The following is an 18,040-nucleotide window of genomic DNA, read 5'->3' as shown; positions in this document are numbered from 1 at the left end:
AAGTTTTGCTCAGTTAATCACTATTCTCTAAAAGATTGTCTAAAAAGCTCACATTTGTCTCTCCGATGGTTGAAGCCTTCGTCTGATAAGATTAGATTAGACACAATTCGGTGGTATTTATAAGGTTATTTTCATGGCAAAAGTCGTTAGCAAAGCGAATCAATCTCAGGGCATGTTGATGTTTAAGCTCACCCTGCAACAGAGTTTCGCTATCGGTACGCTAAAAGTCCGTGAAATCGTCCCGTACATGCCAACGACAAAGATCCCTTACTCGCATCATCACGTCATTGGAACCGTTACGATACGTAACTTAACAGTACCAGTGATCGATATGTCAGCGGCTGTTGGCTTTCGTCCTATTAGTGAAGAAGAATATAAAAGCTGCTACTTGATCGTGACAGATTGCTTGCGAACCGTGGTTGCGTTTATGGTTCGTAGTATAGAGAAGATCATTGAGTGCGATTGGAAAGCTATTGAAACGCCACCTCCGAGCGCTGGAAAAAATATTTTCGTGACTGGAATTACTCGCTACGAGGACAAAACTGTTCAAATGCTGGATGTGGAGCTGCTACTTTCCAAAATTTATCCGCAGTACGAGAATTCAAAGATCCCAATGCTGACAGATATTGAGCGAGAACGCCTAAAAGCACTCAGTATTCTATTGGTGGATGACTCTTCCATCGCTCGTAAACAGCTGTGTGACGCACTCGATAGCATCAATATTGGGTATCAAATCTGTAAAAATGGTTTAGATGCATTGGAACTGATGAAAAGTGACGCTGCGGCTCATCGCCCAATTGATATTCTGGTCAGCGATATTGAAATGCCCGGATTAGACGGTTATGAATTAGCATTTGAAGTTCAGAATAATTCCTCTCTGAACCATTCATACCGCATTTTACATACATCGTTATCGAGCGAAATCTGTGTAGACAGAGCTCACCAAGTTGGCGCGCATGAGGCACTTGAGAAATTCAATGCAGGAGAACTAATCGAAGCGATGCTTCGCGGAGCAAAAGAGCTAGAAGCCAAAGCTATGACTTCTTAACTCTTATTGGACGAGTTGATTTGAGAATATAATGCAGTACTTGTCCTATCCCTGATGCTCACATCCGCTAATTTCTCAGCTCACTTCTTTGGCATCGCGTAACTACGAGAAACGAATTCCGTCTCTTTGACTTGGTGAGCATGATTAATATAAGAAGCTAGGCTGTAAAGTACATTCGCTAATAAGTTCGCGTAACGAAACAAAATAGGTGCGGGCTGCTTCTTACCTGTATGTTCAACGGCAACTAATGCTCGTACCGTTTTTTTAGCTTGGCAACGGCACAAATGCAATTGACTGGCTGCCGGGTGCCCTCCGGGTAGAACAAAGCCTTTGAAGCCGCCATCAATACGTTGCTTGAGCAAAGCATAATCGGCCTTTAACTCTTCGACTTCCGTCTCTGTAATCGCTAATTTTCCGCGAACCGAGCCATTTAGATGATAAACATTAGGCTGCATTCTTGTCAGTATATCGCGGCTAAACTCGTCCAACTCCATAGCGAGAACAAGGCCAATACGACTACAAAGTTCATCTGCTGTAATTTCAAAGTCACAAACCGGACTGTCCTCGTAAATAAACGGATAGCAAATCTCGCTCAATTCCTTGCTTACAGGTTTCATGCTTTTGTTCCAATATAAAAAAGGGAGTCAGTATAACCTAACTCCCTTTAAACGTTCATTATGCCAAATGATCGACATTCATATGATCGGTTTACAATCAAGCACTTTCGACTTTCTTGTGACCTTCTTGAAGGTGAACAAAATCTACTAAATCATCACCAGACACTTGATACGCCTGACCAAAACCTTTAACAAATAGCCCCGATTCTGGCTTTAAGTTGAACAAAACGAAATCCTCTAGCTGGCTTAGACCATCAATAATCTCACCAAAACGCTCTTTCATTTGTCCAACAACTTGTTGCCACATCTCTGTGTCTCGCTCAACTACATTTGCTACCGCATCAAAAGTTAAGCGCTTACGAGCAAACAGCTGCTTTGAAGACTCTTCATCTTCGATCATCATCAATGAAACATTTGGATTTTCTAAAAGGTTACGGGCATGACGAGCGATTTTAGAAATGAGAACGAAATAACCTTCCTGGTTTTGGACATAAGGCGCGTAGCTTACATTCGGGCGACCTTCTGCATCGACAGTTGCAAGCTGAAGTGTACGACGCTCCTGACGGAACTCTTTGATCTCTGGCCCTAAACGACCTTGCAAACGCTCTTGTTTAACTTGTTGATCCATATTGATACCTGACTTTACTAATTAGTATTCGAGTTAAGCCTCGATTATGTTTGTGATTATTTTTTTAATTCGGCTTGTAGGGCGCGAAATGCGGTGACTTGCTCTTCAATCAACTCGCGCTTTTCGTTACGGCCTAAATAAATCTTGAAAATATTGCTTCCGCACTCTGAGAAAAAACCAAAATAGTGACTCTCTCTACCCATAAACGGTTTACTGACTAATGCGACATTTTTAACGTTATCTAATTTAAGGTGGCCGTGCAGTTCACCTTCTCTACCCATTAAATTGTAATAGCCACGCGCCACTTTTCCTTTTGGAAACGGCGCTTTAACTTCAAAGATAGAACCAAAAGAGTGGACGATGGTCGTCACCGGGCCAAAACCAACCAAACTTTCTAAGATGCTTTGCGCTTGCTCTCCTGGTGCAATAGCCACCATTTCCTGAGGTAGAGCCGCAACAACCTCAAACTCGGAAATGCCAAGACGCTCTGCCATCGCAGCTGGCAATAATTGTGGTTCTTGCTCTAGTAATACTTCAACTTGTTGCTTGATTGATTCCATTGTGTCTTCCGTTTTTGTTCAATTTGTTTTCATTAATTATTGGATGCTTTCGGTACGGTTTCGTTCATCTCTGACGTGAGTACCTGAATACAACTTTGAGCCAATGACACAGCCCAGAAGCTGCCTGCAAGAGTAAGGACTGCGCTACGTTCATGTAGTTGTACTAAGCCTTTCGCTTGCCACACTTTAAATAGAGGCAATAAAAACCCGAACGCGTCCTCTCCCATAAATGATGGAAGTTGATTTGCTTGAACAATGCCACGGTCAAACGCAGATTTGAGTGCAGAAAAAAGTGGTTCTAGAGGGCTTTGCTTCATCATCATCGCGATGGTGCTTTGACCTTCTTTGACCGCTTTAATATAGGTCTCTAGTGTGCGGTGTTGCATCATCCCGTAGCCACCGATATTACCTCCAGCACCACAGCCAATTGGCAATACCTCTGCATAAGTCTTGGCTAAACTATTGTATAAACTACGCTCGCGGTTATCGATTGCCCAATGGTTCACACTCAGTTGCTTCATATGGTGTTTGGCCATAAAGTTCACACCGAGCTCATACATTCCCGCTTTTTCTGGTGTGGTCGCAGGTGGCGGGATTTTTCCCTTTTCTACGAGGTTGAGCATGGGAGCTGACCCACCAACCACTAACTGATACAAGTCCAGTCCGTGTGCGCCAGTCGAGAGGAAATCATTTAAATCTTGCTCTAACACTTCTTTGGTTTGATAAGGTAAGCCATAGAGTAAATCAATAATGACCGGAATTTTGTCTTCTTTGGCGATCTCGCTCACCCGTTTGAGGACATCTTCTCTATCATCTAAACGTTTTGCGCTGCGGCGCACTTGTGTATTAAAACTTTGCACACCAAAAGAGAAACGATTAAACCCACCGTCTAAAGCGCCTTGATACAACTCATCAGAAAAACGATTGATGCGACCTTCTAAGGTGATTTCGCAGTCTGCGGCCAAAGGAAAGTGGTCTCGGATAGCCTGGCCTAACACACGAACCTGTATTGGAGATAAATCCGTTGGCGTTCCGCCCCCGATATATACGGCGTGAAAAATACCATTTTGTGTCCAAGGTAATGCCGCTTTCTCTCTAAGCTCCTGCATTAATGCTTCAAAGTACTCATCAACCAGTGTGCGACTTGCAGCATTTTGAAAGAAGTTACAAAAAGTGCAACGAACGCGACAAAACGGAACATGAATATAAAGACAGCGCTTATTGGTCGCTTTAATTGAGTTAGCCGTAATACTCGAAAAAATCGCCTGTTGTTGAGACGAGGGCACAGGTACGCTCGCTCCCCCGGCATGTGCAGAATGCTTCTTAACAAAAGCAAATCGCAATGGATCAGGACTATCACTGCCCAACACTGATTCATCAAGCTTATCGATATCGACGCTCATATATACTCGCTTAACTCCCATCATGTAAGGGATGGAAGCTGATCTTAAAAATTCTGCAAGAATCATAATTTGAGCGTAATGATAATGCAATTGATAATTGATCTTATTTCCATTGTAAGTAATAATCTTCCCAAGTTTTCATAGTTTCCCGAGATATTCCGTGAACGTACAAAGATATGTCATTGCAGGAGGTGCTTCCCTTGTCATCCATGCCGCACTTCTTTTTGTTTCTCAAGAGACAAAGGTGTTCGCGATGCCGGCTGGAAACCCAGCAAGTTCGGTAAGTCTAAATCTTGTGTCTGCTCCTCCCGCTGTCGAAAAATCTACACCAGAAAATGTAGCGCCATCAAAAGAGCAGCAGCCTCAAGACCAACCTGAACCAGAAAAGAAAATTGTAAAAAAACAGGTCGTCAAGAAAGACGCTGTTAAGAAGAAGGTAGTAGAGAAAAAACCTGAACCGGTTAAACAATCTAAACCTAAAGCGGTCGAGCCCACCAAAACCGTAACAAAGCAAAAGGTTCAGCCCGAAGCGAAACCAAAGAAAAAAACGGAACCAGTGAAGAAAGAGACGGTAGCTCAACAATCCGCACCTGCGAGCCAATCCAAAGGGGCAACGTCTCAGCCTGTCTTGGTCGACAAACCAACGTTTGTGAGTCAACCAACACAACCCCGTTACCCAAGATCTGCACAAAGACGCGGTATTGAGGGTGTAGCCTTGTATGAGATATGGCTAGATGAGAATGGTAACCAGATTAAACAGGTTTTGATTGAGTCTTCCGGCACAGAGTCGCTAGATGCCTCAGCACTTCGTGCGATCAAACAGTGGCAATTTACACCACATATTTCAGGTGGGCTAAAAGTCGCTCACCGAGTACAAGTACCTGTTCGTTTTAAGTTGGATGGATAATGGAACAACTACAAGAATTACAAACTCAATTTGGGCTGATGACATGGCCTTTGATCATTTGCTCAGCTCTAACGGTGATGATCATCGCCGAGCGATTATTCCATGTGTTAATTAGCCTTGGTGTAGGAAAGCGAGCCATTCGCCAAAAGCTCACAGGATTAGACCCAACAAATGGGAGCGAGCTTGAAGCACTTGCTGAAGAGTTGTCGAATAAGCGGCCGCTTCTGTACCGTGGTGTTGCGATGTTGCTTGCTCATCATTCTTTCTCGAAATCTTTAAGAGAGGATGCCGCAGGTATTTGGCTGCAAGAAAAACGCCATCAGCTGCATTCCGGCCTTCGTTTGCTGACGCTGATTGGCGTCATCAGCCCTTTAATTGGCTTGCTTGGTACGGTACTTGGCTTAATTGACATGTTTAAAGGCATCGCGGTTTCAACGGGGAATATCACTCCGAATGATTTGGCTGACGGCCTAGGTCTTGCTATGCGCACCACTGCCGCGGGTCTCATTATCGCACTTCCTGCCATTTCAGGAGCGCAGATCATTGGTTTGTGGGCGGATCGTGTAATCGCCAAGCTTGAGCACACTTTAAACTACGTCAACTTATGGCTTGAAGGTATCTCGTTACAGCATGTCTCGCCAGACCACTCAAAAGTAACACTGCGCTCTTCTGAGAAGATTGAGGCAGCAACTAAATGATTAAAACACCACAAGAAAATAGTCGTAACGGTTTAACCCCCGATTTAACACCGCTGTTAGACATTATTTTTATCGTCATGGTTTTCCTGATGTTAACCGCAGCGGTCAAACTCGATTCATTAGACGTCAATTTACCAAGCACAGAATCTCAGGCTGTTGCAGATGTCGATAAGCAATCCATCACGGTAAATATTCTTAAAGACGAGCCTTACTGGGCTATTAACGGCAAGACATATATCGATTGGGACAACTTTACCCTCGCGCTGTTAGAAGAGAGTAAGTCAAGCGATAAACCGATTGTAATTGGAGCAGAAAAAACCGCGAATATTCAGTCGCTAGTACAACTTCTCGGCTTTTTACAAGAAAACGGAATTCAAGCAACTCAGTTACTCACTGAAGAGCCATCATAAAAATAAGTAAGATAGAGATCCTTTCAAAATGAAGAACACACGCATCACTATTCATGCTGTTGTCACGGCAGCTATTTCCCTACTTGCGAGTAGTCAACTTTTTGCCAATGAAACGCCATCCTCAGAGCGCGTTGTTAGCGCAGGCAGCGCCGTCACTGAACTCTTGCTTGAACTCGACGCTAAAGATAGCTTGGTTGCTATCGACGTCACCAGTCAATTACCAAAAGGAATGGAACTGCCTAAAGTGGGCTACCACCGTCGTCTTTCAGCGGAGGGGTTGCTCGCCTTACGTCCGACAAAAGTCATTGGTTCTGATGAGATGGGGCCGAAAACAACATTGAGCCAATTGAAATCGGCTGGCGTAGATGTAGAAATCGTTAATACTGATGCAAATGTCGAGGGCCTTTATCAACGTATTGATCAAATTGCGAACCTTATGGATCGCAAAGCTCAAGCTGAAAGCTTAAAGCAAGATGTCCAGGCGCAAGTACAAGCACTCAATGCAAACCAACCTGATCAAGCGAAGAAAAAGAAAGTGCTCTTTCTGCTGATCCATGAAGGGCGACCTGCAAATGTTGCGGGCTCACAAACGACACCCGATGCAATTATTCAACTCGCCGGCGGACAAAACCCAGCCGCTACACAACTCTCGTCTTACAAGCCTCTATCCACAGAAGCGATGGTAGAGATGCAGCCTGACGTGATTCTTGTTAGTGGTCGCAGCTATGAAACGTTGGGTGGTGCCGATGCAATTTTAAAAGCAATGCCGCTTCTTGCTGCAACACCCGCTGGAAAGAACAAAGACATCATAACGATTGATGGCCATGCTCTGGTAGGTGGTTTGGGCCTTAAAAGCCTTGCAGAAGCCAAACGCTTGAATGCACTGCTTTACCCATAGAGACAAGACATGTTGTTAAGACGCATCCCCCTTTCAACGACGTTATCAGTGCTTAGTGGATTTTTAGCATTTATTGCTATCGCCTCTATTACCGTTGGCCCAATGAACATTAGCTTTGCTGACAGTTTGCGTAGCCTAACGGGAGGCAGTTCTGATCTCGCTCCTCACATTCAGTTGGTCATTAACGAAATCCGATTGCCTCGCACCATTTTGTGTATGTTCATCGGCGCCATTTTGGCAATTTGTGGTGTGGTTATGCAGGGCTTGTTCCGTAACCCATTAGCCGAGCCAGGTATCATTGGTGTGTCTGCTGGCGCTGCTCTTGGTGGTGCATTCGCTATTGTTGTATTTGCTGAATTTAGCCAAAACTATCCGCAACTAATGAACTTAGCGGCTCTGCCTCTTTTTGCTTTCATTGGCGGTGCACTAACGACTATTCTCGTTTATAAACTCGGCACAAGTAAGTTTGGTACCTCAGTTACAATTATGTTGTTAGCCGGCGTTGCCATCAGCGCGCTCTCGGGTGCTGCGATTGGCTACATGAACTTTATCGCAGATGATCAGATGCTGCGAGACTTGACGCTTTGGTCGATGGGCTCATTAGCTGGTGCAAATTGGTCAGGGATTGCTCTATCTGCTGTAACACTCGTCATCCTATTGCTCTGGTTTCAGAAGAAGTCGATGGCGCTGAATGCTCTGTTGTTAGGGGAATCAGAAGCAAGACACTTAGGAGTTCCGGTTCAAAAACTCAAACGTCAGCTTATTTTACTTTCTGCACTGGGTGTTGGTATTACGGTGAGTATCAGTGGTGCAATTGGCTTTATTGGGCTCGTGATTCCTCACTTAGGGCGCATGCTCGCTGGGCCTGACCATCGAACGCTATTACCAATATCTGCCTTAATGGGAGCACTGCTTCTTACTGCCGCAGATATGTTTGCTCGTGTTGCCGTGGCACCAGCTGAATTACCAGTTGGAATCGTGACCGCATTGATTGGTGCGCCCTTTTTCATCTACTTATTGTTCCAGCAAAAAGGGAAGATTTTGTAATGAACCAGATCGTTTTATCGGGGAAAAACATTTCGATGACGTATGGCAACCGTGTGGTGCTCGATGACATCAACATTGATATCCGAGCTGGTGAAGTGACCGCCCTACTCGGCCCCAATGGCGCAGGTAAAAGTACTTTGCTCAAGCTTCTATGCGGTGAGATCTCTTCGAATCATCACATCACCTACTTCGGTAAACAAAAGCATGATTGGGAGCCTGAAAAAAGCGCCAAACATATTGCAATGCTCCCGCAGCACAGCACCTTAACCTTCCCATTTCTAGCCAGAGAAGTAGTAGAGCTGGGGGCAATACCGCTATCACTGTCCAATAAAGAAACCACTAAACTGGCTTTACATTACATGGAACAAACCGACGTATTGCATTTAGCAGAAAGCCTGTACCCGTCTTTATCTGGTGGAGAAAAGCAACGACTGCATCTAGCACGAGTGATGACACAACTACATCAATCTGGCGAAAAACGAATCTTAATGCTTGATGAACCTACCTCAGCGTTGGATCTCGCCCATCAACACAACACGTTAAAAATTGCTCGTGAAACGGCAAAAGCACAGAACGCTGCGGTGGTTGTGGTGTTACATGACTTGAATCTAGCCTCTCAGTACGCAGACCGCCTTGTACTCTTGCATAACGGGAAACTAGTTTGTGATGACACGCCATGGAATGCACTAACGTCAGAGCGCATTGAGCAAGTTTATGGCTATCGATCTATTGTGACAAAACATCCGACGCTAGACTTCCCTCAAGTGCATGCCGCAGCATAAAGCGTATCTCCTCTAAGCCGTCTCTAAAACACTTTGATACGACAAAGGCCCGCAATATGAGAATTGCGGGCCTTTGCTTTGATAGTGGCAGAATTTGGGGCTTTAAAGGCTATTACTTGCTCATTTGGATCAATGATCGACCAATCAACCACTCAAGCTCTTTGTCACCACCCGCACCAAACTGGCTTTCAACCATTTTGTATAAGCGGTCAATACCATTAGCAGCAAATTCTTGCGCATTTTCAGCGGTGACAATGTGATGGAATAGCAGTCGTAAAATCGCGAGAAACTCAGCATCTTCCAGCGCTTTAATCCAACTTTGTGAAAATGCATTTAATCCTTTATCAAACTCTAAGTGTTCAATAAACATTTTAAAGATACGGCCATCCAGTGCGGCGGTGAAGTCCGTTTTCTTAGGGAAGTGATGGCTAATACCGGTACGCGATATACCTGTCTGCTGGCTTAGCGTCGTGTACGACATTTTGTCGTAACCTAATCTGAGTAGCTGATCAATAACGGCATCCATGATCTTTTGGATAGTGATTTCGGTATCTTCTTTACTACGCTTTGGCATATTTTAAGCTCTTCTCTTTGTAAATCCATCTAACTCACTATTAAATGAGGCCAGAATGAAATCATTCTTAGCATTATACCCGGCTCGCCGATGCGGTTCGATTAGCGAAAACCTAGAAATCAGGTTGCTAAGCACTGCACTTGAAAGCGCTTTGGGTATATGTATTGCGACTATTTAATATCATGTCGAGTTCCAAACCATAACGTCTTTACACTGCGTAATGTGTAATTTTCAGTTATGTTTTTGTCAATACATGCTACTCAAAATAAGGCGAAAAGTTAGTCTCATCAAAACCTTGCGCCAATTATTCATCGAAACTATTCAAAGACCAAGAATGATAATTATTAAAAATAATCAATCAAGAAATAGTCTTATAAATTAACCATTAGTTCAACTGGACTGAGCAAAATCTCGTCACTATGTTCGTTAATTGATTTTAAATGTTGATATATATCACATTAACGTTCTTGATGATTTAGTAATCCAATCTTTAACCCTTACTTAACAAGTGCCTACTCTGTTCCTTTTTTACGCAAAAGTCGTCATTTTTGTAGATACAGATCAAATACCTGATAGAATACCCTTAGTATTTACAAGAGGATTCGTTATGAGTGTCGAATTAGAAAAAAACCAAGTATGTGAGGCCTGCGGCTGTGCTGGCGAGATAGGCTTTATCATCAAAGAAGGTGACGAAGTTGCCGACGTAACGGTTTTCGCACAGACAAAAACAGAGCTAGAGTCTGAACTACAAAAATACATCGAGCTCGCTAAATCAGTATGTGCTGATGTTGAATACAATGTTTCAGAAATAACCGAAGAATCTAACCAAGCGACGGCTCGATTCAAATTTGAAGTAAGTGCTGAAAAACTTATCTTTGAATTAAAAACTCGCTCACTCGCGCGTTAATGAAAAAAGCGAGCATGATGCTCGCTTTTTATTTTTCCAATCTCTTAATCTTAAACCGCTCTAAATGAAACAGACAACTTCGGCGCGTTTATTTATCTTTTTTGAACACGGCCCACTTTAACGAGCCATTGGTTTCAAAATCGTTCTCAGCGGTACACATCAGTAATACGCCTTCAACATTAATCACGGCCCCTGTGGTGTAGGCTTTATCATCGTAGTAACAGATACGCTGACCTACCTTACCGTCAGCAACTATTAGCGCTTTGTTTTCTGGTGTACTGTATGATTTAGCAAAAACGGAACCCGACAGCAGTACTGCAAAAACACCAGCGGTAAAAATAGATACACTTTTTAACTTCATGAAAATCTCCCTCAAACCTCAATAATACTAACAAGGACCCTTGTGAAGTTCTTGGAAGAATCTCATATTATTCAAATATCTACTGATATTTTTCTCACCTCTACACTTGGGTCTGCTTCACATTCAATCATTTAATTTATCTCATTTTAGTAAGCTTGAAGTTACTTAGCTCAGTAAAGAAGCGCACTTTTAACGTGTATCTCTAATTTGAATATTTAAGTTATGAATCAAAAACTGTGAGCAAAAAATGCATAATAGGTTTATTTAAGTATAAGATAAGCACCTGTTGATCTCGGTATTTAACTAACTCTTTGACTATGCGTTTTGTTTCCCTATGCCTTACTTCAATCCTACTCTGCTCGTCTCCTTTGGCATATGAGCTAGATTACTATTCTAAGTTTGGTCACATCGATAATTACGGCAATCTTGATCTTAGAAACAAGCCTTACACCCAACTACCCTCTGGCCTAGTGGTAAAGGGCAACTTAAACATCTCACAAACCCCTATCAAAACCTTGCCTAAAGGGCTTGATGTTGAAGGCAGTCTGGAAGCAACTAACAGCGCACTCAAAGTTATTCGCTCAGGAACAAAGATAAAAGGCTATGCAAACCTACTAGGTAGTAAGATCGAAAACTGGCCTAAAGGCATCAAACTAGGCGGTTACCTAAATCTGACAGATACACCGTTAAAAGCGCTTCCAGCTAAACTTCGAGTAAAAGGTGATCTAAGTGTTATTCGCACTCCCATTTCTGAACTTCCTGAAGGATTGGTGGTTGATGGTAATCTTTATATTGGAGGATCAGCGCTGAAAGTATTTCCAGACACAATGACGGTGAAAGGGAATATCTATTTAGGTGGTAACAGGATCACCAAATGGCCTAGCAATTTAACCCTTGGTGGCGCCGTCGCACCTTAAAGAGCAGATAAACAAAAGCCCCGTCAGACCGAGGCTTTAAGGCATTCTGAATCAACGAGTTCAGTGACGAAGATTACTCTTGGTTATTCACAGGATTAGCATAGCTCGCCACCAAATAAGGTCTTGCGCCTTCAGGTAGCTGATCCAACTTATCCGCGAGATGACGCTTAACCGCTTCCGTAATGATGCTCGAATCTTCATGCCCAGCAGCTAACAAGTTGATTGGGTACAATTTGTAGTTGTTGTGAATTTGGCGGTCGATTTCACCAGCAAGAGATTCCGGCGTTTCAAACTCTTGCTCAATCACATCACCAAACGCAACATGTACACGGCCTTTATAGCCAACGATACCTTGAATGATGCTTTCGATATCTTCAAATTCGCCTTTTTCATAGCGGCCATTTTCTGCTTTTTCGTACAGCTCTTTTGCTTTGGCAATGTCACATGGATCATTTTCATAGGCAATCGAGACAGGAACGATTTTCAGAGAACGCGTGTACTCACCAAAGCTGATCTTTTGTTTACGACCTTCAACATGGAACATTTTTAAAATCGCAGGATCAGTAAAGTCGTTTCCATCTTTAGCACGACCTTCCTTTTGGGCAATCCAAATTGAATTGCCAGTATCAAGCGAATGTTTGATATAGCTTGACAGTTGTCCCAATGCTTTCATCATTTCTCTAGGCGCCTTAGCAGAGCGCTTAACGATGAAGCTCTTATTGAGTCGCATCAATTCTGTCGCACATGGCTTCTTCAGCAGGTTATCGCCAATCGCTATACGAACTGTACGGTGCCCACTTTGGTACAAGCCATAATTTACGAGCGCAGGGTCCATCGCAATATCACGGTGGTTAGAAACGAATAGGTATGACGTGTTTTTATCCAGCTTATCCAAACCAGAAAAAGTGACGCCATCCGTTGTCTTATTCAATGTATCTTTCAGATACTTCTTCACTTCAATCTGAATTGCTTCGACAGAATCAAGCTTGCTCCACTTGGCTTTCAGGTAGATGCGCAGGATCGGGCTCATTAGCGTTTTGAACCACGCTGCTTTATTAGCAAAGCGATGTTCTAGGATAGCAGTGATAAATTCATCATCTTGGATTAGACGATCCAGCGCTGCTGGAATTTCTTCGTCGTTGTAAGGACGAATTTCAATATAAGGATCGGTATTGGCTGTCATTGTTCATTACATATCAAAAAAAGCTGGCACATTTTACGCATAGTTTTGCTGACAAGCAGCATTTCAACCCATACTTTTAACATGGTCATACCAGTTAAGCCACCATTTATCATGCTAAAAAATTCTCTCTGCAGGTTGGAATCGTATGGGTTTAACGTTACCCTTAGCGCCAAAAAACACTGGTACTCATAATGAACTACGCAATTGAATTTCACGACGCTAAATACCCCTTTCTTGATGTAGCTGCGCGTAAAAAAGCATTGAAGCACAGTCTACTGTCTGTCATCGAAGGGTTAGCCGTCATTAAATTGGGTAAGCAGGAGTATGCCATTGAACCAGGCCAATATTTTTGGATTCCTCAAGGATGTTTGAGCTCCCTCACCTTTTTACCTAATTCTCGTGTATATCGTTGTGATTTTTCTGTGCGTTTAAATGACGACTTCTCACAACAGGCGGGCTTTGTGAAGCCTTCACCGCTACTAAAAGCGCTCGTCGAGAAGCTAGCAACAACTGCCGAACGCTCGGATCTGCAAACCGATCTACTGACAGTAGTAAGACATGAAGTATTGACGCTGTCTCCTAAACTAGCGCACTCAACGTTAACGAGAACCATCAATCAATGGACTCCTGGCTGTGACATGAATATTTCTAAAGAGCTTTGCTTGGTACTAACACTACGTGAAGCAAGAAAAATGAAACTGTCGGGGAAGAAGGAAGAGCAAATTGTTGACTCTCTTTTTGCTGGTAACACCGAAGAATATGAACAGCTTTGCTTTTTAGTCTTTGGAGAAGCGCTATAACTTGCTCTTTAACAAGCTACGTTTTCAGCATTACGTAGAGTTACGGATACAGAAAGTAGAGATTCAAGTAAAAACAAAAAGGGCGTACATTGATAATGTACGCCCTTTTTTCATTTGCTTGAGATGTCTAGAAAGGTACTTCTATCTGCATCATCCAGTCAGCGTCATAATATTCGTGCCAACGATAATCAAACCGCATTCTTGGCTGTCCGTCTGATTTATCACCAAAACCGACGCTGAACATCAACCCGTGACTACGAAGCCACTCTTCTGTATCCATTTTACTCTCTTCGTCTCGGAGCTCTTCCGGCATCCAAAAACCAAGACCAAAGTAATTCTTTTCTAAGTTTTGAGTTAGAAGTGGGGTGTCTTCCGGCTTAATCGCCCACTCCTCCCAATAGTTTTCTGTTGGTCCTTCAAGCTTCGCTTCCGCTGCATACCAAATCAATGCTTCAGTACTTAACACGCCGATGGAATCTAAAATTTCTTCACAGATTGGAAGCGTGTTATCTTCAAACACCACGGAACGATCAGAAAAATAGTTACACGCGGAATGAGCTTGTGTCACCACAAGCAGCGCACATGCACTAAATAAAACGACTCTGACCATGAAAATCTGACCTCTCAGTTCCCAGACAATGTTTCTCTGTATAAGCCTTTACTAAGTAATAAATCACTTACGGAAGGTGTTGTATAGGCGCCGATCTCTTCACCCTCGGCCAATGCTTTGCGAATATCTGTGCTTCTGACTTTTACTTTTTCAGGACATGCCATAACAGTCCAACGTTCCGTAATCTCTTCAGCTCTACTAAATTTAGCAAATTTGAAGAAATTATCAGGACCAATGACAAAAGTTATATCGGCAGATGGGTAGATTTCTTGAATTTTTTCTAACAACGCATAGGTCGTCACACTTTGTCCAGGTTGGTATAAAGCTTGCTCCGCATCAGAACGCTGAACATTAGAAAGCCCCATATCCTTGATGAACACATCAACCATTTTGCACCGAGTTGGGTAATCAAGCATGTTCTTGCCCCAAGCATGTGCAATGCTTGGCTCAAGTAGCACGAGATCAAAGTGGCTCAAAGACTCAATAACACTTTTATGCCCTAAACTAGGTGGGTTAAATGCACTACCAAAAATGGCGATTTTTTTCATATCCGGTGATTACCTGGTTGAAGAGAGTTTTCTAATCTGATGATTTCGGTATGATACTACTAATCTTTACAGCTTTTGACCCTAAAGTCGCGTTTAATGAGCCTCAACTGTATGGTTTATCACCATTTGAGCAAATGTGCTTTAGAGTCTGAAATATTTGCAGGAAAAGGAACCCTAAATGGAACAATCCATCCGTGACGAAATGCGCGTACTCCCTTCAATTGATCCGCATTTTGAAATTGAACGCCGTGTCGCTTTTATTAAGCGTAAATTGCAAGAAGCGGGCTGTAAGTCTCTTGTTCTTGGCATCAGCGGTGGCGTTGACTCAACGACATGTGGTCGTTTAGCTCAGTTGGCTGTAGACCAGCTGAACGAAGAAGCGGGCAACAATAGCTACCAATTTATCGCAGTTCGCCTGCCTTATGGGGAGCAAAAAGATGAAGATGAGGCTCAGCTCGCTCTGTCTTTTATCCAGCCAACCCATTCTGTATCGGTGAACATCAAAGCAGGTGTTGACGGGCTTCATTCGGCTTCTCACGTTGCATTAGAAGGCACAGATCTTCTACCAACTGATGCAGCAAAAGTCGACTTCGTAAAAGGCAATGTAAAAGCGCGTGCTCGCATGGTTGCTCAATACGAGATCGCGGGCTACGTAGGCGGCCTTGTTCTTGGTACTGATCACTCAGCAGAAAACATCACTGGTTTCTACACTAAATTTGGTGATGGCGCTTGTGACATGGCACCATTGTTCGGATTAAGTAAACGCCAAGTTCGTGAAGTGGCTGCTACATTGGGTGCACCTGAGCAACTAGTGAAGAAAGTGCCAACAGCAGACTTAGAAGAGCTTGCTCCACAAAAAGCAGATGAAGATGCCCTAAGCTTAACTTACGAGCAAATCGACGATTTCTTAGAGGGCAAACCCGTTCCACAGCAAGTGAGTGACCGTTTGGTAGCGATTTACAAAGCAACGCAGCACAAACGCCAGCCAATCCCGACGATTTACGACTGAGCGATATTTTCAGCTCTCTTTAAAACTCAAAACGCTGCTAAAAATAGCAGCGTTTTCTTGTCTAGGAACAGTTTTTGTCGAAGGACAAAGACGTTCTCGCCTAGTTGGTTACTGTTACGTCCGTCTCTGGCACAGCACAACACGCCAATACGGTTCCCATTGCACGTTCCTCATCAGTCAACGCGGGCACGTTCGGATGATGTACTTGACCCGACGTAAGCTGAACCTTACACGCGCCGCATAAGCCAGCACGACAGCTATTGCTAACAACCTTCCCAGCATCCTCGAGCTGATCTAACAACGTTTTTTGGTTGTTGCCTACGACTTTAGTTCCATTAAAGTCAATAGCGAGACTTTTCTCTGGCTTTGACGTAAGAGAAGAAACTCCAAACGCTTCTTGATGGTAGTTTTCTTCTGGCAGCCCTTTTCTTAGCAGGAGATTTTTCGCTTTCTCCATAAAACCATCAGGACCACACACAAACACTTGGCGCTGTTCAACATCTTTGATTTGCTTAATGTGTGACAAACTTAAACGCCCTTTTAACCCAAACCAATCAACGGCAGGCTGCGTTAAACAGACTTTTACTTCTAGCCCTGGGTGCTCACGCTTTAACTGCTCCAACTCTGAGCGACAAGGAATATCATTTTCGGTCCGACATTGATGGTAGAAAACCACGTTCTCCAACTGATTATGATCCGCTAAGTAACGCACCATTGATAACATTGGTGTTACTCCGCTACCCGCAGAGAGTAACAGCAGAGGCTGCGCTTCATGCGTTTTAAGGTGGAACTGACCGTCAGGTTGTTCTGCCTCTAAAACATCACCGACTTGTAAGTTGTCTAAGAGTGAGTTAGAGACTCTTCCGCCCGCGATACGCTTTACAGAAATAGCATAACGACCCGGACGAGAAGGACTGGATGATAAGGTATAGCGTCGACCCACTTTCTTACTATCAATATTCACCTCTATTGGCAGGTGTTGTCCTGGCAAGTAATTAGGCAACGAACCTTTGTTTGGCTCTAACCATAAGGTCACAAAGTCTTGGGCAATTTCTTCACGCTCAACACATGTAAGCTTCATGCGCACTGGCGAGTTATCTGCGTAAAACTCCGGCTCTTTGTACTCCAATACTTCAACTTTATCGCCTTGACGAATAATGCCTTCATTTCGCGCGACAAGATTCTGGCCAAAGAACACACCACCGACATCGTTTGCACGGAACTGTTGCAAGGTTTTGAGCGGCTCTTTGCTCTCACGGAATGTGCCTCTTTGGGTATTCACCGTAGTCAGGATACAGCGCTCGCAAGGTTTGAGAGACTCAAACTCTACCTCACCGATTCGTATGCGCTTCCATGAATCTTCTTCAAATGGCTTAGTATCAGAGACAACTAAGTTAGTACGAAACTGATCCATTGAGTGCAGCTCTGAACTTCTTCGATTCAGCTCATCAAGTGAAGCTTGGCTGATCACTAAAACCGGATAACCATCAGCAAAACTGACGTTTTGACCTAGCTTTTCACGGACACGATTCGATTGCTCACCACTAAATAACAACTCAACGCGCTGCCCCAAAACACGACTAAACCAGTCATCTGCATCATCTGTCGTGGTATAGGCAGTAAATGTATCTTTCCAAACCGTTGCAGGTGTCTCCTGCATTTTGAAATCTTGGTAACGGATTTTAAGTGGCTCCATACCCAAACTACTAAACACCACTCCATCGGACAATAAGGCAGACTTAATGGTTACCATTTGCGGATACTTTCGCGCAGTGATCATCGAGCCATCAGCTTTCGCAATCATAAAGCGACGATCGAAGCTCAATCCTTGCTTCTCAACCCATACGGACGACAGCGATAATCCGCCAACTGACTTAACCGGAAAAACATTAATTTGGGATAAAACGGGTTGCGACATTGCCTTCTTCCTACGGGTGTTTTTTATTTGTTGCGGTATTGTATACTCAAATCACATTAAGTTGCAGAGTCTACTGCCTCTTCATCCATCGCAACTTTCTCGAAACCATATTCTTATAAATTTGGTTTTAGTGACAAGTATTTACTACACTCAACATTCGCGTTTTTTAACACCGTTCTGACCAAATACCGTTTGATAAAGTGTGATACGACACA

Annotated in this window: 21 protein-coding genes; 11 read left to right on the top strand and 10 right to left on the bottom strand. The window is 43.5% G+C overall.

Annotation, left to right across the window (positions count from 1 at the left end; translation table 11 throughout):
* The first annotated feature begins 133 nt into the window (after positions 1-133).
* A complete protein-coding gene (locus R7P35_RS01960) occupies positions 134-1,048 on the top strand; it encodes a chemotaxis protein (RefSeq protein WP_005385059.1) in 915 nt (304 codons plus the stop codon).
* Between the two features lie 80 nt (positions 1,049-1,128).
* Here R7P35_RS01960 and R7P35_RS01955 read toward each other — a convergent pair whose 3' ends face one another.
* The 4 genes from R7P35_RS01955 to hutW all read right to left on the bottom strand — a co-directional run bounded on the left by R7P35_RS01955 (position 1,129) and on the right by hutW (position 4,256).
* A complete protein-coding gene (locus R7P35_RS01955) occupies positions 1,129-1,665 on the bottom strand; it encodes an ATP:cob(I)alamin adenosyltransferase (protein ID WP_005375333.1) in 537 nt (178 codons plus the stop codon).
* Positions 1,666-1,762: 97 nt separating this feature from the next.
* A complete protein-coding gene (gene hutZ, locus R7P35_RS01950; protein ID WP_005375331.1) occupies positions 1,763-2,293 on the bottom strand; it encodes a heme utilization protein HutZ in 531 nt (176 codons plus the stop codon).
* Positions 2,294-2,349: 56 nt separating this feature from the next.
* Positions 2,350-2,853, bottom strand: coding sequence for a heme utilization cystosolic carrier protein HutX (gene hutX, locus R7P35_RS01945; RefSeq protein WP_005375329.1), 504 nt, complete (start codon positions 2,851-2,853; stop codon positions 2,350-2,352).
* 32 nt (positions 2,854-2,885) lie between these two features.
* On the bottom strand, positions 2,886-4,256 hold the full coding sequence (hutW, locus tag R7P35_RS01940) for a heme anaerobic degradation radical SAM methyltransferase ChuW/HutW (protein ID WP_025768508.1): 1,371 nt from the start codon (positions 4,254-4,256) through the stop codon (positions 2,886-2,888).
* Positions 4,257-4,416: 160 nt separating this feature from the next.
* Between hutW and R7P35_RS01935 the strand changes: the two genes are divergently transcribed.
* Genes R7P35_RS01935 through R7P35_RS01910 form a run of 6 tightly spaced genes read left to right on the top strand, consistent with a single transcriptional unit; the run spans position 4,417 to position 8,998 of the window.
* Positions 4,417-5,163 carry an energy transducer TonB gene (locus tag R7P35_RS01935; RefSeq protein ID WP_080773752.1) on the top strand — a complete coding sequence of 249 codons (747 nt, stop codon included), beginning with the start codon at positions 4,417-4,419 and terminating at the stop codon, positions 5,161-5,163.
* On the top strand, positions 5,163-5,861 hold the full coding sequence (locus tag R7P35_RS01930; RefSeq protein WP_005375324.1) for a MotA/TolQ/ExbB proton channel family protein: 699 nt from the start codon (positions 5,163-5,165) through the stop codon (positions 5,859-5,861). Before R7P35_RS01935 ends, R7P35_RS01930 begins: the two co-directional genes overlap by 1 nt.
* Entirely contained in the window at positions 5,858-6,271 is a 414-nt protein-coding gene (locus R7P35_RS01925; protein WP_005375322.1) for an ExbD/TolR family protein, read from the top strand. Before R7P35_RS01930 ends, R7P35_RS01925 begins: the two co-directional genes overlap by 4 nt.
* A 28-nt stretch (positions 6,272-6,299) precedes the next feature.
* Entirely contained in the window at positions 6,300-7,169 is an 870-nt protein-coding gene (locus R7P35_RS01920) for a heme/hemin ABC transporter substrate-binding protein (RefSeq protein WP_005375320.1), read from the top strand.
* 9 nt (positions 7,170-7,178) lie between these two features.
* A complete protein-coding gene (locus R7P35_RS01915; RefSeq protein WP_054578656.1) occupies positions 7,179-8,216 on the top strand; it encodes a FecCD family ABC transporter permease in 1,038 nt (345 codons plus the stop codon).
* On the top strand, positions 8,216-8,998 hold the full coding sequence (locus tag R7P35_RS01910) for a heme ABC transporter ATP-binding protein (RefSeq protein ID WP_005385036.1): 783 nt from the start codon (positions 8,216-8,218) through the stop codon (positions 8,996-8,998). The genes R7P35_RS01915 and R7P35_RS01910 overlap by 1 nt, the downstream gene beginning before the upstream one ends.
* A 112-nt stretch (positions 8,999-9,110) precedes the next feature.
* Here R7P35_RS01910 and R7P35_RS01905 read toward each other — a convergent pair whose 3' ends face one another.
* Positions 9,111-9,572, bottom strand: a complete 462-nt coding sequence (locus R7P35_RS01905) for a TetR/AcrR family transcriptional regulator (RefSeq protein ID WP_005385033.1) — start codon at positions 9,570-9,572, stop codon at positions 9,111-9,113.
* Positions 9,573-10,179: 607 nt separating this feature from the next.
* On the opposite strand from R7P35_RS01905, the gene R7P35_RS01900 reads away from it, so the two are divergent.
* Positions 10,180-10,479 carry a YfcZ/YiiS family protein gene (locus tag R7P35_RS01900; protein WP_005375307.1) on the top strand — a complete coding sequence of 100 codons (300 nt, stop codon included), beginning with the start codon at positions 10,180-10,182 and terminating at the stop codon, positions 10,477-10,479.
* Positions 10,480-10,567: 88 nt separating this feature from the next.
* On the opposite strand, the gene R7P35_RS01895 is transcribed toward R7P35_RS01900, so the two are convergent.
* Positions 10,568-10,840: a YnjH family protein gene (locus R7P35_RS01895; protein ID WP_053307874.1), complete on the bottom strand. Its 273-nt coding sequence runs from the start codon at positions 10,838-10,840 to the stop codon at positions 10,568-10,570.
* Positions 10,841-11,157: 317 nt separating this feature from the next.
* On the opposite strand from R7P35_RS01895, the gene R7P35_RS01890 reads away from it, so the two are divergent.
* Complete coding sequence (locus R7P35_RS01890; RefSeq protein WP_017821237.1) at positions 11,158-11,757, top strand: hypothetical protein; 600 nt, start codon at positions 11,158-11,160, stop codon at positions 11,755-11,757.
* A gap of 73 nt (positions 11,758-11,830) precedes the next feature.
* Here the strand turns inward: R7P35_RS01890 and R7P35_RS01885 are convergent, their stop codons facing one another.
* Complete coding sequence (locus R7P35_RS01885; RefSeq protein WP_005385027.1) at positions 11,831-12,940, bottom strand: 1-acyl-sn-glycerol-3-phosphate acyltransferase; 1,110 nt, start codon at positions 12,938-12,940, stop codon at positions 11,831-11,833.
* A gap of 191 nt (positions 12,941-13,131) precedes the next feature.
* Here R7P35_RS01885 and R7P35_RS01880 point away from each other — a divergent pair, with 191 nt between their 5' ends.
* A complete protein-coding gene (locus tag R7P35_RS01880) occupies positions 13,132-13,740 on the top strand; it encodes a hypothetical protein (RefSeq protein WP_005375302.1) in 609 nt (202 codons plus the stop codon).
* A 127-nt stretch (positions 13,741-13,867) separates the two neighbouring features.
* Here the strand turns inward: R7P35_RS01880 and R7P35_RS01875 are convergent, their stop codons facing one another.
* Together R7P35_RS01875 and R7P35_RS01870 are read right to left on the bottom strand one after the other, a co-directional pair.
* Positions 13,868-14,350, bottom strand: a complete 483-nt coding sequence (locus R7P35_RS01875) for a hypothetical protein (RefSeq protein ID WP_017635276.1) — start codon at positions 14,348-14,350, stop codon at positions 13,868-13,870.
* Positions 14,351-14,364: 14 nt separating this feature from the next.
* A complete protein-coding gene (locus R7P35_RS01870; protein WP_042521568.1) occupies positions 14,365-14,898 on the bottom strand; it encodes a nicotinate-nicotinamide nucleotide adenylyltransferase in 534 nt (177 codons plus the stop codon).
* 178 nt (positions 14,899-15,076) lie between these two features.
* On the opposite strand from R7P35_RS01870, the gene nadE reads away from it, so the two are divergent.
* On the top strand, positions 15,077-15,907 hold the full coding sequence (nadE, locus tag R7P35_RS01865) for an ammonia-dependent NAD(+) synthetase (RefSeq protein ID WP_005375299.1): 831 nt from the start codon (positions 15,077-15,079) through the stop codon (positions 15,905-15,907).
* 100 nt (positions 15,908-16,007) lie between these two features.
* On the opposite strand, the gene R7P35_RS01860 is transcribed toward nadE, so the two are convergent.
* Entirely contained in the window at positions 16,008-17,825 is a 1,818-nt protein-coding gene (locus tag R7P35_RS01860) for a hybrid-cluster NAD(P)-dependent oxidoreductase (protein WP_191116400.1), read from the bottom strand.
* Positions 17,826-18,040: the final 215 nt, after the last annotated feature.

Source organism: Vibrio sp. Vb0304, from assembly GCF_033338995.1.
In the GTDB taxonomy this organism is placed as follows: domain Bacteria; phylum Pseudomonadota; class Gammaproteobacteria; order Enterobacterales; family Vibrionaceae; genus Vibrio; species Vibrio alginolyticus.
Note: the sequence above shows the minus strand (reverse complement) of the source record. Positions and strands in the feature narration are given on the sequence as shown.